The 16,854-nt window shown below is 35.9% G+C and carries 12 protein-coding genes; 10 read left to right on the forward strand and 2 right to left on the reverse strand.

From position 1 onward, the window contains the following. The first annotated feature begins 61 nt into the window (after positions 1-61). The 5 genes from JNUCC52_RS01730 (at position 62) to JNUCC52_RS01750 (ending at position 5,743) form a co-directional block, all read left to right on the forward strand. Complete coding sequence (locus tag JNUCC52_RS01730; protein ID WP_172771559.1) at positions 62-964, forward strand: CobW family GTP-binding protein; 903 nt, start codon at positions 62-64, stop codon at positions 962-964. A 378-nt stretch (positions 965-1,342) separates the two neighbouring features. Continuing rightward, positions 1,343-2,044 carry a CAP domain-containing protein gene (locus JNUCC52_RS01735; protein ID WP_337981171.1) on the forward strand — a complete coding sequence of 234 codons (702 nt, stop codon included), beginning with the start codon at positions 1,343-1,345 and terminating at the stop codon, positions 2,042-2,044. A 170-nt stretch (positions 2,045-2,214) separates the two neighbouring features. Further along, the gene (locus tag JNUCC52_RS01740; protein WP_337981172.1) at positions 2,215-3,648 is read left to right on the forward strand and encodes a spore germination protein; all 1,434 of its coding nucleotides are present in this window, start codon (positions 2,215-2,217) and stop codon (positions 3,646-3,648) included. Beyond that, positions 3,645-4,682 carry a GerAB/ArcD/ProY family transporter gene (locus JNUCC52_RS01745; RefSeq protein ID WP_337981173.1) on the forward strand — a complete coding sequence of 346 codons (1,038 nt, stop codon included), beginning with the start codon at positions 3,645-3,647 and terminating at the stop codon, positions 4,680-4,682. Before JNUCC52_RS01740 ends, JNUCC52_RS01745 begins: the two co-directional genes overlap by 4 nt. Then, entirely contained in the window at positions 4,664-5,743 is a 1,080-nt protein-coding gene (locus JNUCC52_RS01750) for a Ger(x)C family spore germination protein (RefSeq protein WP_337981174.1), read from the forward strand. The genes JNUCC52_RS01745 and JNUCC52_RS01750 overlap by 19 nt, the downstream gene beginning before the upstream one ends. A gap of 69 nt (positions 5,744-5,812) precedes the next feature. On the opposite strand, the gene JNUCC52_RS01755 is transcribed toward JNUCC52_RS01750, so the two are convergent. Then, positions 5,813-7,162 (reverse strand): MATE family efflux transporter, encoded by a 1,350-nt coding sequence (locus tag JNUCC52_RS01755; RefSeq protein WP_172771554.1) that lies wholly within the window; start codon positions 7,160-7,162, stop codon positions 5,813-5,815. Positions 7,163-7,337: 175 nt separating this feature from the next. Here JNUCC52_RS01755 and murG point away from each other — a divergent pair, with 175 nt between their 5' ends. Beyond that, on the forward strand, positions 7,338-8,414 hold the full coding sequence (murG, locus tag JNUCC52_RS01760; RefSeq protein WP_337981175.1) for an undecaprenyldiphospho-muramoylpentapeptide beta-N-acetylglucosaminyltransferase: 1,077 nt from the start codon (positions 7,338-7,340) through the stop codon (positions 8,412-8,414). 53 nt (positions 8,415-8,467) lie between these two features. Here the strand turns inward: murG and JNUCC52_RS01765 are convergent, their stop codons facing one another. After that, the gene (locus tag JNUCC52_RS01765) at positions 8,468-9,016 is read right to left on the reverse strand and encodes a GNAT family N-acetyltransferase (protein WP_337981176.1); all 549 of its coding nucleotides are present in this window, start codon (positions 9,014-9,016) and stop codon (positions 8,468-8,470) included. Positions 9,017-9,566: 550 nt separating this feature from the next. On the opposite strand from JNUCC52_RS01765, the gene JNUCC52_RS01770 reads away from it, so the two are divergent. The 4 genes from JNUCC52_RS01770 (at position 9,567) to JNUCC52_RS01785 (ending at position 16,819) form a co-directional block, all read left to right on the forward strand. Then, complete coding sequence (locus tag JNUCC52_RS01770; protein ID WP_337981177.1) at positions 9,567-11,594, forward strand: diguanylate cyclase domain-containing protein; 2,028 nt, start codon at positions 9,567-9,569, stop codon at positions 11,592-11,594. A 110-nt stretch (positions 11,595-11,704) separates the two neighbouring features. Then, positions 11,705-12,382, forward strand: coding sequence for a response regulator transcription factor (locus JNUCC52_RS01775; RefSeq protein WP_172771948.1), 678 nt, complete (start codon positions 11,705-11,707; stop codon positions 12,380-12,382). Further along, the gene (locus JNUCC52_RS01780) at positions 12,379-13,764 is read left to right on the forward strand and encodes a sensor histidine kinase (protein WP_337981178.1); all 1,386 of its coding nucleotides are present in this window, start codon (positions 12,379-12,381) and stop codon (positions 13,762-13,764) included. Before JNUCC52_RS01775 ends, JNUCC52_RS01780 begins: the two co-directional genes overlap by 4 nt. 232 nt (positions 13,765-13,996) lie before the next feature. Beyond that, a complete protein-coding gene (locus JNUCC52_RS01785; RefSeq protein ID WP_337981179.1) occupies positions 13,997-16,819 on the forward strand; it encodes a 2-oxoglutarate dehydrogenase E1 component in 2,823 nt (940 codons plus the stop codon). The last annotated feature ends 35 nt before the right edge of the window (positions 16,820-16,854 follow it).

Raw genomic sequence — 16,854 nt, forward strand, 5'->3', positions numbered from 1 at the left:
GCTGTCGCAGAAGTCGTCTCGTACGGCCAATGCGATGGCTTTTTTTATAGGAGGAATATTTGTGAAGGACGTATACTTATTTAGTGGTTTTCTAGGAAGCGGCAAGACTTCTATGCTGACAGACGTAATTCGACAACTAAAAGAAAAGGGGTTAAAGCCAGCTGTTATTATGAATGAGCTTGGAAAGCTTCCTTTTGACTCACAAGCAGTGGAGGAGGATGTTCCTCTAAAAGAGATGCTAGAAGGCTGTATTTGTTGTTCAGGTGCCGAAAAAACAGAGGCTCAAATACAATCTCTACTATTAGATAGTGAATTTGATGTCCTTATTATCGAAACTACTGGAGCTGCTCATCCTGTAGAAGCATTGGATGCCGTCTATTCTCCCATTTTCGCCGAGCAGTTAAATGTTAAAGGGATTGTTACGGTTGCAGACTCAAAGCTATGGTTAAATCGTGAGACACTTACGCCACAAGTTCGTACGTTGTTTATGGAACAAATTCGCCACGCACATTTATTACTGGCGAACAAAACGGATTTACTAAGTGAAGCGGAGCAAGCCAAGGTAGTTTATGAGCTACAAGGTTTTAATCCACATGCTTTTATATTGCAAACTACAAATGGACGTGTGCCATTACATTTACTTGAAAGCTTAAAGGCTACAGCACAAACTGATAAACAAAATATTACGACAGCAACGATTTCATCAATGCATTTAGGCTCCCGTTTAGTAGAATTCGACGGTGTTCACTTTACACAGGAGCAATTTGAGGATTGGGTACGGACATTACCAGATACGGTTTATCGGATGAAAGGGTATGTTCCAATCGAAGGTATTAAAAATCCAATGCTGTTTCAATATGCCTATGGAATGGTGCAATGGCTTCCAGAATACATTAAAATGCCAGCAAAACTTGTTTTAATAGGTGAAAATATTGGAAGTGTCAATGTTATTGGTATGGATTAGATTAAGCTAATAATAGGTTTAATGAGTATTTCTGCGTGTGTTCTTACTAGAAAGCGACAAGCTTTCTAGTAGGAGCGAGCAGATTTTTTTAATTTTATTCGGGTGTTATAAAATTATAGTAATTCTTTAAAGGCCCGCTACTGTCATAAAATGACCTTTTTAATAAAACTCAAAGTCTATAAATAGCTTCATTTTAAGTATTGTCAACCCTATATAAAACGTAAGTATTTCATAGCATGGTGAAACTTGCTAAAAATTATAACAAAAAAACCCCTGTTTCACGGAAACTACTTTTCTATTGGAGAAGCTAGCAGATGTTGGGAAGATTTTTAATAGAATCGTACTTTACGATAGGTTGCAGAGAGGAGAGATTGCAAAATGAAAAAAACACTTACTGCAATTTGTGCAACATTTCTTTTAGCAGCTCCAATTCAGTTGGCTTCTGCTGCTTCTAATACTACAGAGGGGAACTCAGCAAATCAAACAACAAACTGTAAAGTTTACTATAATAATAATTGGTCAAATCACAAGTGGGTTATAACTAAACCACATACGACAACACCATCTAAAGATACTCAAACTAATACTAATCAACAAACAAATCAACAAACAAATCAACAAACAAATCAACAAACAAATCAACAAAATAATACAACAACGACACCACCGACTACTTCTACACCGACGACAACTACTTCGGATGTGAATGCTTTTGAACAAGAGGTAGTAAAATTAACGAATGCTGAGCGTACTAAAGCTGGTTTAAAAGCATTACAAACAGATGATAAATTAATGGCTGCTGCTCGAGAAAAATCTCAAGATATGCAATCAAAAAAATATTTCTCACATACTAGTCCAACTTTTGGTTCACCATTTGATCGTATGAAAGCTTTAGGTATTACTTATAAGAGTGCAGGTGAAAATATCGCTCAAGGTCAACGTACACCACAAGAGGTAGTACAAGCTTGGATGGATTCACCAGGACACCGTGCGAATATTTTAAATGCGAATTACACGCATATTGGTGTTGGTTATGTGAAGTCTGGTAACTACTGGACTCAACAGTTTATTCAAAAATAATAAGTTGAATGTTTCATAGAAACAATACAAAAATAATTAGGATGTCCAATAAGTCTGAGACTTATTTGGGCGTCTTTTTATTTTGCACAGGAAAGAAAACGGGACATTCGTGACATAGCCGTTTGAGAAAAGCCTTTTTTGCCTATACTTCCAAGTATAGGAGGCGTTTTATGGATAAAGTGGAATTAATGATGAAAAGCCTACAAAAAGCATTTAATCATTCATCTGATTTTACAGTGAGACAAGTAGATTGGCGAGAAGGAACGTCTGCTATTTTATGCTTTTATACCTCGCTCGTAGATGCAAAAGAAGTGCAAAGAGTACTCGATACGATTTATGCTCGGTTAGATACAAACAAGCCCTTTTGGAGTGAAACGTTAATCACTACACTTGAGCCATTTTCTCTACCACTAGCGATTGAGCACATTTGTAATGGAGAAACACTAATCGTAATACCTGAAACTGGTGAAATGCTTTCTCTTACTGTTGTGAACCAAGTACAACGAAACCCTGACGAGCCAAATAATGAGCATGTTCTTCGTGGTTCACATGAGGGGCTTGTCGAGAGCCTCGAAACAAATCTGGCATTATTACGGAAACGAATTCATAATCCAGCGCTAGTAGTTAAATCTTTTTCAATCGGTAAAGAGACAAATACGAAAGCGTATTACTTATATATAGATGGGGTCATAAAACCTGAAACTTTGGATGAGATTGAAAAACGTATTGACGCTATTAACATTGAATATTTTTATAGTGTTGGCCAATTAAGTGATGAGTTAGAGGATTCTGTTTGGTCGCCTTTTCCACAATTGCTAAATACGGAGAGACCTGATCGCGTTGTAGCTAATTTAGTAGAAGGTAAAGTCGTATTGTTAACAAATATTTCTCCGACAGCCTTAATAGCACCTGTAACATTTTTTTCCTTTTATCAATCGCCTGATGATTATAATGGTCGTGTGTTGGTCGGTACCTTTTATCGGATAGTTCGGTTAATGTCATTTCTTGCAGCTGTTTTCTTACCTGCATTTTATATTGCTATTATCAGTTTTCACTTTGAAGTACTTCCTTTAGAGTTGAGTAATCAAGTAAAGCATGACGTAAATGAAATACCTTATCGACCGTTAATAGAAGCACTTATTTTAGAAATTATTATGGAGCTTATTCGAGAATCCAGTATACGATTGCCACAATCAGTAGGACAGACGATAGGAATCGTTGGAGGATTAGTAATAGGGGATGCAATTGTAAGTGCTGGCTTAGTCTCAAATTTAATGGTGATAGTAGTCGCTTTAACCGCAATTTCAAGCTATGTAGTGCCTTCCGTAGAACTAAATACATCAATTCGTATGCTTCGATTTCCATTTATGTTGCTCGCCTCATTATTTGGTTTTTTCGGTATTGTCATTGGAGTTGTTGTGTTATTGATTCACTTGATTAATTTAAGTTCTTTAAAACAACCATACTTTGCACCAATTGTGCCTTTTCAGCCAAAGGAAATATACAAAGTGTTTGTACGAGGACCGTATTTCAAACCAACTGTCCAAGTCACAACTTTTAGTCCACCGAAGGATAACAGTGTAAAGAATGGTGATACACCTTGAATTTTTCCCTATCTAAAGGACAATTTTTTTTACTATTATTTTTTATAGAAACAGGATTTATTTATATTTCCTTTCAAACGCCATTAATTAGTGAAAGTAGAAATATGGCTTGGGTGCTATTTATCGTAGCAGCAATATGGCATTATTTTTTATTATTATTTTTTGAACGTTATTATCGTTATTTCTATTTAAATACATTTTTTCAATGGGTATATAAAATTTATTGGTTTTTAATGATCGCGTCATTTATAGCCTATATGGAATTTGTATTAGCATCATGGGTTTTACCTCAAACACCCGAATGGATTGTCATCTTTTTTATTGTGGCACTATCGTTATATGCCAATTTAAGTCGACCAGAAACAGTAATCAATATTGGTGTGATGCTTATTCCACTCGTATTTATTTTTATCATTTTTTTAATGCTCGCGGTACCAGATCTTACTTGGACAAACTTATTTCCGCTTGATTTTACTAATAAAAAACAAATCATTCAGGGCTTTATTCATGGTGCATTCGCATTTATGGGCGCAGAAATGTTTTTAATATTTCGCCCCTTTTTACAAAGGGAGTTAACATTGAAGGGCAAGCCAATATTCCTATATCAGCTTGTGATTTTTGCATTTTATTTTATCTCAGTGCTTTTTTCTCTCATGTTTTTTACTATCGAGGAAATCAAACTAGTACCAGAGCCGATCATTTATATTTTAAAATCGCAAGAAGTGACTTTTGTGAAGCGACTTGATATTTTCTTTGTGTATATTTGGTTATCTTGGTCAATCGTTACTGTAATGATTGTAAATTTCACCTTTAGAATCATTCATTTTGTAAAAGAAAGAAAACGACCTAAGTTACAAATTATGATTTATCATGTGTTGCTAGCGATAGTCCCACTTTTTTTGGTGAAATTTAGAGTGATTGAATTGATGAAAAGTTCTTTCCATTATATATTTTTAATTTTTACCTTTCTATTGCCTATACTCATTATTTTTTGGAATAAATGGAGGGGGAAAGAGTGTATCGAAAAGGGATAATATTACTGTTGATTGTATTCCTTGCTGGTTGTTGGGATGAACGTTTATATAAAAACTCGTCAGTTGTGTCACTCGTTGGAGTTGAAGGGAAAGTAGGCGAATATAAAGGATATTACGCTTACCCTAAGTTAATTGATAATAAAAGTAAAATAATGGTAATAGAAGCGGAAGGTATTTCTCCCCGCGATATCCGTAATAGAGCGGACATGAAAGTGGAACAAACATTAGATTTGTCTGAATTAGCGACACTTCTTATTTCAAGTGATACTGCAAAGGAACCTCTTTATGACATTTTAGATATTTATTTTCGTGATCCCCAAAATCCGATATCTATTAAAGTTGCATTGACTGAAGGGGATGTAAAGCCTTTTATTGAGTTAACTAAGGAAGTAACAGACAATGCAGGAGGGTACTATCAGCGCTTTATTGAAAGCACTGAGAAAAATACAATTTATCCCAAACTTGATTTACAAATGATTGGCTCGACGCTGTTTGATGATGCAATAGATATATCAATTCCCTATATAAAAATGAATGAAGAAAAAAATATAGCAGAAGCAGCAGGGGTTGCTTTGTTTTCTGGTCAGATATTTACAGGGAAAATCTTAAATCCTAAACAATCGTTAAGTATGCTTTTATTAATGGATGAAGCAAGTCAACATGCACGAATTGAATATATGATGAATTTAAATGATAAGGACATACCTGTGACTTCAGAGGTCATTCATTTAAAGAGAAAGTGGACTATCTACGAAGACATGAAAAAAATAACGATGGACTATAAAATCGATTTAGAAATTGATGAGTTTTCACAAGATCATTTGTATAAGAAGGACATATTAAAAACGCTAGAGGAAAATTTTCAACAAAGAATTCAAGCTGACTTTGAGGAAGTGCTTCAAATCCTTCAAGAACAGAAGTCAGATACGTTAGGGATAGGGCGATACATTCGTGCCTATCATCCAAAAATGTTTAAGGATGACTGGCACGAGCAATTTGCTTCACTAACATTAGAGCCGAAAGTGAAAGTTTCGATTATTCGTACTGGCATTCTCCGATAGTAATGGTTTTAGTCTTTTAATACAGAAAACAACGCAAAAATGTCCATATTCAACATTTTTGCGTTGTTTTTATCGTAAAACGAATCTTTTTTGTACGAGCAGTAAGCGAATTAATAGTGTAATTGCACCAGCAGATAGACCAGCTACAAGTCCAAGCCAATAACCAACTGGCCCGAAATCGGTATAGTTAGCTAGTAAATATCCTGTAGGCAATCCGATAATCCAATAGGAAATAATCGCCATAATGAATGTGATAGTTACATCCTTGTATCCTCTTAAAGCGCCTTGCACTGGAGCCTGAATAGAATCTGACAGTTGGAAAATGGCAGCATACACTAAAAATTGTTGCGCATATTTTAATACTAACTGATCCGTTGAATACATTGTTGCGATTTGTTCGCGTAGTAAGTACAGAATACAAGCTGAAAAAAAGCTAAATACAATGGCTGTCCCGACACATAAATAACTATAAATTTTTGCATCACGGAGTCGACCCGCACCAATTTCAAAACCTACTAATATCGTAACACCCATTGAAATACTTAGGGGAACCATGTATAACAACGATGTAAAGTTTATAGCAATTTGATGTGCTGCTATGATTTCTGTACTAAAGCTACTCATCATCATCGTTACGGCAGAAAATATACTTGTTTCCGCGAATAGGGAAATGCCAATTGGTACACCAATAACTAATATCTCTTTCCAGCTTAACCATTCCAGCTTTGGCCATTCTCGGAATATATTAAAGTGTTCAAAAGGCACTCGTTTCGCAATGATCCAAACGGTGATAAAGAACATTAACCAGTAGGTAATAGCTGTAGCGACACCTGCGCCCACACCGCCAAGCTCTGGCGCACCAAACTTGCCGAAAATGAATATATAATTTAGTAAAATGTTAATAGGTGTTGCTAGTAGCGTAATAATCATTGTTACCCGTGTTTGACCTAACGCATCGATAAAGCAACGTAGGACAAAAAATAAAAAAAGTGGAATAAGTCCAACGCACATAGCGTGAATATAGGATTTGGCAATGTTATGTACTGCTTCTTCTAGTTGCATATTTCCAAGTATCCAATCAAGTCCGACAAATAATAAAATAAATATTAAGGCAGAAAGGACAAGGGCAACATATAAGCCTTGCTGAACAGCCTTTTTCGCAGCATGTTCTTTTTTAGCTCCAACTAGCTGGGACACGATCGGTGTTATCGCTAATAAAATGCCAGAAAGTCCCGTATAAATGGGCATCCAAATGGACGAACCTATCGAAACCCCAGCTAAATCGGCTGTTCCGTAGCGGCTAGACATTAAAATGTCGAAAAATGAAATAAGATAAATTGCTACTTGGGTGACTAAAATTGGCAAAATGATTTTTAAAATTAAAGCATACTTCTGTTTTAACGTTGTAGTTTTATCCATAATGAGTAACTTCCTTTATAAGCATAATGAATTAGTATAGCATAGAGTAGACAAAATATGACTGAAAAATTAAAAGCTTCATCTATATCTTTTCTTTCGCATATAGTAAAATAAAAGACTGTAAACAAAAAGTAGCGTTTGGCTACAATGGCTTTTAAGGAATAGGAGAATTTACGTGAAACAACTAACAATCATTTTAACCGGTGGTGGGACAGCAGGCCATGTATCACTTAACCAAGCGATATTACCTTCTTTACTTGAACTAGGTTATGATGTCCACTATATTGGTTCAGAGCAAGGTATTGAAAAAGAATTAATCGGCGAGGCATTTCCTAAAGTCCCTTTTTATGGGATAGCAAGTGGGAAGTTGCGTCGTTATTTCTCTATGAAAAACTTTACAGATCCATTTAAAGTGCTTGCTGGTATTATGCAAGCGTTTAGTATTATAAAAAAAGTGAAGCCAGATGTCATCTTTTCAAAAGGTGGATTTGTCTCTGTCCCTGTTGTGATGGCAGCGAAATTGGCTGGCGTACCCGTTGTTATACATGAATCAGATGTAACGCCTGGCTTGGCAAATAAAATTGCCCTTCCATTTGCATCTCATATCTTCACTATTTTTGAAGAAACGCTACAGCATTTACCAAAGGAAAAGGCAACATGTACTGGTTCTATTATTCGCGAAGAATTATTTAACGGTAACAAAGCAAAGGGTCTTTCTTTTTGTGGTTTTACAGCAGCTAAACCTGTTCTTTTAGTTATGGGAGGAAGCCTTGGCTCAGTTGTATTAAATGATGCATTACGCCAAAATCTCCCTGAACTATTGCAAACGTTCCAAGTTATTCATTTATGTGGAAAAGGGAATAAAGATGAAAGCTTGGAGGGAATGCCTGGCTACAAACAATATGACTATGTAACAACTGAATTACCTGATTTACTGCATGCAGCAGATTTTGTCGTTTCGCGTGCAGGGTCAAACTCTATTTTTGAATTTTTAGCACTTCATAAACCAATGTTATTAATCCCTCTTTCTGCACAAAAAAGTCGAGGCGATCAAATTTTAAATGCGAACTTATTTAAAAAACAAGGATATGCTGAAGTATTACAAGAAGAAGAATTAACAAAGGAATCGTTTATGAAATCGGTCTATACATTAACAAAGCGAAAAGTGGAAATGATTGCGACGATGGAAAAAACACAAAAACCGAAAACGCCAGATGAAATGGCGAAGTTAATATTACAATATAAAAAATAAAAGCAATGTGTACTGTGAGGATAAACAGTACACATTGCTTTTTATTGTTACTATTACATTGCTTGTTCTTCGCCCTCTTGTGTTTGATTGGCAGTTGTCAGATAGAACAAATCGCGAGGGATTTTATATAAATCAAATTGTGCCTCTCCACTATTAACTTGTGCTAATAAAGTAGGGTGACTATCATTTGCACATACTACATAAGGTAACTTTAATGCGGCACGTTGTGATTTTAAATTTTCAACTCGAATACGAAGGAAAACCGTATTGAAATTATAATCAAAAAATAATTCATTCAAAAAAAGCATTTTTGCCTTTTGGTTATAACCTTGCCCTTGATAAGGGAGTCCTATCCACGTTCCGAGGAAGCCTGCACCGTCCTCAACATCATGAATGCTAATGGTGCCGATTGGTTGCCCCCAATCGTCGGTAATTGTCCTTGAGATAGCGAGCCCTCTCGCTTCTTCTTCGATTAGTTGCTTGGTCATAAACCAGTATTCATCCGCCGATTTGGCTTTTTGACGGACGAAGGGAAAAACAGATGGATGCGATAATAGCTCATAAAGCTCTGTACATTCATGTAGGTCTCGATGTTTAAGCATACGAAACGCCTCCTTTACAAGGGTAGTTAAAACAATTCCGTTAAAGCATAAAGAATAAAACTAAAATTCGTACTGGAATTAAAAACCCAAAGAACTAGACGTTATAACTATGATATCCATAATCTCCCGCTGTCTTACTGATTTTGCGACCATACCGAAAAATGGCTAGTTTTATTGATATAATATAACAAGTCTACTGCCTCGTGCAATCAAATTGCTCTTTTAAACAAAAAATAAGTTTAATTGTCAGTTAATTCAGAATAATAGAAGGGGAGTATCATTTTCTTTCTTATGTTATATATGGATAAAAAGTCTTTTATAGTCTTATTTTACATCAAAATGGCGAAATTGGCATTACATTAGTATTGTTTTCCCGTTTTTTAAGTAAAATATCATCAAATTTTTCCTCAAAAAGGATAGAATCTTTCTTAATTCAAGAAAGTTAAACGATTCTAAATATGATATAATATTAGTGTAATTTTTATGTTATAAATATATCCCATTTATAACGAATTTATATATATGTGACTTTATAATGGAGAGTGACATTATGGAATATCTTTTAAGCGAAAAGCTTTTCAATCAACTATTTATTGGAGAAGATTTCGTCTATTTAATGAAAAAAGTAGGAGACGATTATCAATATGTTCGCTTAAATCAGGCTGCCCAAGTTCTGGTATCTGCAAGTGCCATTGGGAGAATGCTGTCTGCTGTTACTTCTCGTCGGAATTTTGTCATTATTCAAGAAAATTATCACCGAGCTATTGAACAGCATCAACAAATCGATTATGTGGATTATGCCTATGTTAAATCTGAAGTTCGAAAATATGAGACCTCTGTCAGACCTATTAAAGACGGGGAAGATTACTATATTTTAGCTATAACAAAAGAAATATTATATGACAGAAGTATTGAAGATAAATTTTTATTTATGCGATCGATGTTTGATCATGCTTTTTTTTCAACAGTTATCTTATCTGAAGAAGGTGCTATATATGAAGTAAATTCAAGCTTCATAGAAGATTTTAATTTAGATAATGATATGGTGAAACATCAGCCGTTCATTAATTTACCTATTATCCCTCAAGAAGAAATTGAAAAAATACAAAACTATTTACAAAGGGCTGCGATGGGCGAAAATATTGGTGAAAAGCTTATTAAGCTTCATACATTGGATAAAAAGGAGCGCATGTATTTAGTATCGTTGTCACCTGTAATGCAAGGTGATAACTCCTTTGCTATTTTTCTTATCATGCAAGATTTCACACAATTTACTGAGCAAAAGGCAGCGTTACGCTCAAAAACCCACGGTCTCGAAGTGTTTAAGGCCGCCTTGAATTTTGCAACTTCTATAGCTATTTTGGATAATGAAGGCACGATTATAGAAGTAAATGATTTATTTTTAAATGCTTCTGGATTTACAGCTGAAGAGCTAATTGGGCAACCTTACAATCTTATCGAGCCACGTAATAATAAAAAAGGAGTTTTTCAAACGATTAACGAGTCCCTTGTTCTGGGGGAGGTATGGCGAGGGGAGCTGTGCTATCGCACCAAATATCATGCAGACTATTGGGTAGAGGCAGCCATTGTGCCATTGAAAAATGAATTTGGCAAAGTGGAACAATATTTATCCATTAACTATGATATTACGGACAAGAAAAGAATGTTAACGGAATTAAAAAATATTGAGCGTACTTTTCGATTAATTACAGAAAATACAAATGATTTAATTGTTATTATCAATGAGGATGGCATTATTATTTATGCCTCACCGTCATATAGGATGTATTTAGGGTATGAGATTGTTGAATTACAGGGACAGTTTTACAATAGTATAATTGACGAGCAAAGTAAGCCTGCCTGGCAAGCATTTTTAAATGATTTTACAGCGAAGTCGGATACACAGTTTGAGCTTTTACTAAAGTCAAAAGATGGTACCCCAGTGTGGACCGAAGGAAATGTGACGGTCGTTCATGATACAGAACGTGCAACGATTTCCCAAATAATTATGGTTTCACGTGAAATTACTCATCGAAAAGAACGAGAAAATGATTTACTCTATTTAGCCTATCACGATAGTCTAACACAGCTACCAAATCGAAGGTTTTTATTGAAAGAATTCCCGAAGATATTGTCAGATGCACAAGCAAAAGACACTTGTATCGCCATGCTGTATATCGATGGAGATGATTTTAAAGATGTGAATGATCGATATGGGCATGATATGGGGGATGATTTTATCCGCAATTTCGGTAATGTGCTTATATCATCTGTACGTAGTCATGATTTAGTGATCCGAATGGGCGGAGATGAGTTTATCATTATTTTAACGGGGTTAACCCGATACCAAGAAGAGAGACAAGTCCAGATAATGCACATTATTAACCGTATCCGCAATGAATTGAAAAATGGCTGGACTATAGAACAGTATTTTTTTGCACCTACTGCATCTATTGGGATTGCTTACTATCCTGATCATGCAATAACTCTTGAGTCGCTTATGGATTTAGCAGACCAAGCTTTATATAAAGCGAAGGAATGCGGAAAAAATAATTTATTTATTACGGGACCACTTTAATAAAAGTCTGTACAAACGAGTATTTACTTGTGGTACAGGCTTTTTAATTGATGTTATGCTAGGACTATGATAGAAAGGATGTCTATATTTTGAAATTAGAAGGTGATCAGATGCCTAAAAAAATACTTTTAGTAGAAGATGAGAAGCATATTGCCCGTTTTGTAGAATTAGAGTTACAACATGAAGGCTATAATGTAACTGTTGCCTTTGATGGGCGAGAAGGGCTAACAATTGCCACAACAGAAAATTATGATGTGCTATTACTAGACGTAATGCTACCTAGTATTAATGGAATTGAAATTTGCCGTAGAATACGTACGCAATCCCAAGTACCCATTATATTACTGACTGCTAGAGACGCAGTAATGGATAGAGTTGCTGGTTTAGATGCTGGGGCTGATGATTACATAGTGAAGCCATTTGCCATTGAAGAATTACTTGCACGCATACGAACTATTTTACGTCGTGTAGAGCCGAACGAAAAAATAGGAGGAGATACACTGCAATTCCGAGATATTGAAATTGACATTGATGCATATGAGGTATTAGTGCAAGGAAAAAAACTTGATCTGACAAAAACAGAATATGATTTATTGAAGCTATTAATAGAACATAAAAATCGTGTTTGTACTCGTGAGCTTATTCTAACTTCTGTTTGGGGATATGATGCTGATATTGAGACCAATGTCGTTGATGTATATATACGCCATTTACGGACAAAACTACCTGGTGATTCGAATGCTTATATCGAAACTGTTCGTGGAGTAGGGTATGTGATGCGCGAATGATCAAAATAAAAGAATATTTCACAAAACTATCATTACAAAGAAAATGGATGCTAACATCTAGTGCGGTTATTTTTATTAGCTATGCGATTATTTGTATAGTCGTTTATGTATCATTGCATACTTGGCTTTTAAATGATGAAGGAAGTAAAGTGAAACGAACAAAAGATGATGTTGTTTCATTTTTAGAGTCCCAAGGGCCAAACATTTCGGTACAACAACTACAGCAAAATACTGGTTTATTAAAATCAATTGTTGACCGTGATCAAACTGTAAGACTTTTTAATAATGATGGAATTGAAATTTTACGTATTAATAATGCCTCACAAGCTGCACCACTTACGCCAATGGGTTCCATTGAACAAATGACCATTGATAAAAAAGACGCATATGTCGTAAATGAACCGTTACAGCTTGGTTTTTTTCAGGTATATATACAGGTGATACATCCGTTAACACGTTTTGAATCATTAATGCGTTATTTGTTAACTGCTATGCTTATTGCAGGTGTTGGTGCACTATTACTTTCAGGTTCCATTGGTTATTATTTAGCAAACTATTTAACAAAGCCCCTTCATGCATTACGTGCATCAATGAAAACCGTAATGGACCAAGGTTTTAATGAACCAATTCAGCTATCCTATACATCACATGATGAAATTGGTGATTTGTTAAAAATGTATAATGCGATGATGAATGAACTGCAAATATCGTTTGCACAACAGCAACAATTTGTCGCAGATGCTTCGCATGAATTAAGGACACCGATTCAAGCGATAGAGGGGCATCTTTCATTGTTAAAACGTTGGGGTAAAGATGATCCAGCTATTCTTGAAGAGTCTATCGAGACGTCATTAACAGAAATTACACGTATGCGGAAAATGATTGAAGAGTTACTGGAGCTTGCCAGACGGGAAGAAAAAGATGAGATGAGTGAAGCGAATCCGATAGATGTAATTGACAGTGTAATAGCAGAAATGGAGTTATTACATCCGACAGCCAAAATAACTTTGTCGAAAATTGGTGAAATAGGTCCAGTTTTTATAACATCCAATGCACTTAGTCAGATCGTTCGCAACATAGTTGAAAATGCAATTCGTTATTGTGAAAAAGTTCCAGAGGTGAATATTTCCCTTTTAACTTTAGATGATAAACTGCAAATTCAAATCGCAGATAACGGCATTGGTATAGCTGAACAAAATCTCCCGTATATTTTTGATCGTTTTTATCGGGTTGATGAGGCGAGAAATCGCCAAATTGGCGGTACTGGCTTAGGGCTTAGCATCTCAAAAATGTTACTTGAAAAATACAATGCATCAGTAGAAGTCAAGAGTGAAGAAAATGTTGGAACCGTTTTCTTGTTGAGGATACCGCTAAAATATTAAGGAAAATGCGCGGTTTATTTAAGATTTTTAGCCTTCGGGAAAAAAATTGCTTAATTTGCTAAAAAGTGTTGTATTTTTTGTGAAGAGTAGTAAGATTGAGATGGAAAAAACGTTCTTTAAAATATGGATAATTTGTGTCGAACGTCCTTTAAAAGAACGGGATAATATTATATAATTAATTGTAATTTAATTAATGGAACTGCCGATAGGCAAAATTTGGAGGTCATTTTTCATGTCGAACAACGTTACAACTGTAAGTTCTCCATGGTCAGCTTTCTCTGGTCCTAACTTAGGATATGTGATGGAGCAATACGACTTATTCTTACAGTCTCCTGAAGAAGTAGAACCGGAGTTAGTATCATTATTCCAACAATTTGGTGCACCAGTAGAAGTAGAAGGTGATGTAGCTGTAGTAAGTGGTTCAGCAGCTCCTGCTGGCGATTATAAAAAGGTATTGGCAGCTGTAAAATTAGCTGATGTAATTCGTACTCAAGGGCATTTAGCAGCAGATATTTATCCTTTAAAAAATCGTGCACTTCAAACAGCACAAATTGAAGAAAGTGCTTTCAACTTAAGTCCTGCGGATTTAGCAGAAATACCTGCTGCTATCTTCTTCAAAGATGTGCCAGCGGGCGTGAAAAATGGTAAGGATGCAATAGACTTTTTAAAATCTGTATATACAGATAAAGTAGCATTTGAATACGGTCATGTTGTAGCAACTGAAGAACGTGAATGGATTCAAGCTCAAGTTGAATCTGGTTCTTTAAAACAAGCTCTAACTTCAGATGAGAAAAAAGCGCTTTTAGATCGTTTAACACGTGTTGAAAACTTTGAAAAATTCATTCACAAAACATTTGTTGGTCAAAAACGTTTCTCTGGTGAAGGATTAGATACTCAAATCGTCCTTTTTGATGAAATTTTAAAAACAGTAGAAGCAAATAATGTTGAAAATGTTCGTATAGGAATGGCTCACCGTGGTCGTCTAAATGTCCTAACACATATTTTAAATAAACCATATGACATGATGTTCTCAGACTTTGCACATGTTTCGAACGATTTATTTATGCCAGAGCATGGTCGACTAGAAATTACAAAAGGTTGGACTGGCGATGTGAAATACCACATGGGTGCTTCATACACTCGTGAATCAGGTATGAACGTAAAACTAGCTTATAACCCTTCTCACTTAGAAGTTGGAAATCCAGTTGTATTAGGTGCTACTCGTGCAACACAGGATGATACATCTAAACCAGGGCAAGCTGTCCACAATCCCGCTAAAGGCCTAGGTATTCTTGTGCACGGTGATGCTGCTTTCCCAGGTCAAGGTATTGTAACGGAAGTATTAAACTATTCGAAAACAGAAGGTTTCTCAACAGGTGGAACAATTCATATCATTGCAAATAATATGATTGGATTCACTACGGAGCTTCAAGACTCTCGTTCTTCTGTTTATTCTTCTGACCCAGCTAAAGGTTATGAAGTACCTGTTGTTCATGTGAACGCAGACAGCCCAGAAGCTGTATCTCAAGTAGGTCGTTTTGCAGCAAGCTACCGTCAAAAATTCGGTAAAGATATTGTTGTTGACTTAATTGGTTACCGTCGACATGGTCATAATGAAACAGATGACCCAACTGTAACAAATCCAGAGACGTACAAACTTGTAGCAAAACATGAGACTATTCGTGCATTATATGGTGCACAATTAGTAGCAGAAGGTTTAGTTACTGCAGAAGAGGTTGCGGCACTTGATTCAGCTATTTATGCGGAAATGCAAGTTGCTTACGATCACGTAAAAGAAATGGCAGAAAAAGATGAACACAAACATGTAGAAATGCCAGAAGAATTAAAAATTAACTTCCCACAAATCGATACAGCAGTAGGTGCTGAACGTTTAGAAACGATTAATGAAGAACTATTAGTATTTGAACAAAACTTCGAGCCACAAAAGAAATTAGGCAAAATTTTAGAAAAACGTCGTGATGCATTTGCGTCTGCAAAAATTGATTGGGGCCATGCTGAAACATTAGCATACGCAACAATAATTCAAGATGGCACTCCAGTACGATTTACTGGTCAAGATGCTCAACGTGGTACATTCTCACAGCGTCATTTAGTATTACATGACAAAAATAATGGTAACGTATTTACACCACTTCACCACATTTCTGGTGCAAGCGCTTCATTTACGGTACACAATTCACCATTAACAGAAGCTGGGGTTGTTGGGTTTGAATACGGTTACAATTTAGAAAAAGGCAACGTACTTTCAGTATGGGAAGCACAATTTGGTGACTTTGCGAATATGGCTCAAGTGATGTTTGATAACTTCATTTCAGGGGCACGTTCTAAATGGGGCCAAAAATCAGGCTTAGTTATTCTTTTACCTCACGGGTATGAAGGCCAAGGTCCTGAACACTCTTCAAGCCGTATGGAGCGTTACTTACAAATGTCTGCTGAAAATAACTGGTTTGTGGCAAACTGCTCAAATGCAGGAAACTACTACCACCTATTACGTCGTCAAGCAGCAATGTTAGAAACAGAAGGTGTGCGTCCATTAGTTGTTGTATCACCAAAATCATTACTTCGTCATCCATTAGCTGCAGCAAATGCTGAACAATTAGCAAATGGCGCATTCCAAGAAGTAATCGAACAACCAGGTTTAGGCTCAAAAACTAAATCTGTTGAACGAATTGTATTAGGTACTGGTAAAGTAATGATTGACTTAGCAGACCGCGTGAAAGATGGAGAAGGCTTCGATCACTTACACATTGTTCGTGTAGAGCAACTTTACCCATTCCCAACGACGCAAGTTGCTGATATTATTGCTAAGTATCCAAATGTTAAAGAAATTGTATGGGTACAAGAAGAACCTAAAAACCAAGGTACTTGGAATTACGCATTGGAAACATTATATGAACTATCTGAAGGTAAAAAGCTTCGTTATGTAGGTCGTCCTGCAATGAGCTCAACTTCAGAAGGTGATGCAGATTCTCATAAAGCAGCTCAATCAGCTCTAATTGAAGAAGCAGTTGCTGAAACGGTAAAAGTAAACTAAACATATCATTATTACTGGAAGCTGGGCTACGTGCC

It is taken from the genome of Lysinibacillus sp. JNUCC-52 (assembly GCF_015999545.1).
In the GTDB taxonomy this organism is placed as follows: Bacteria; Bacillota; Bacilli; order Bacillales_A; family Planococcaceae; genus Lysinibacillus.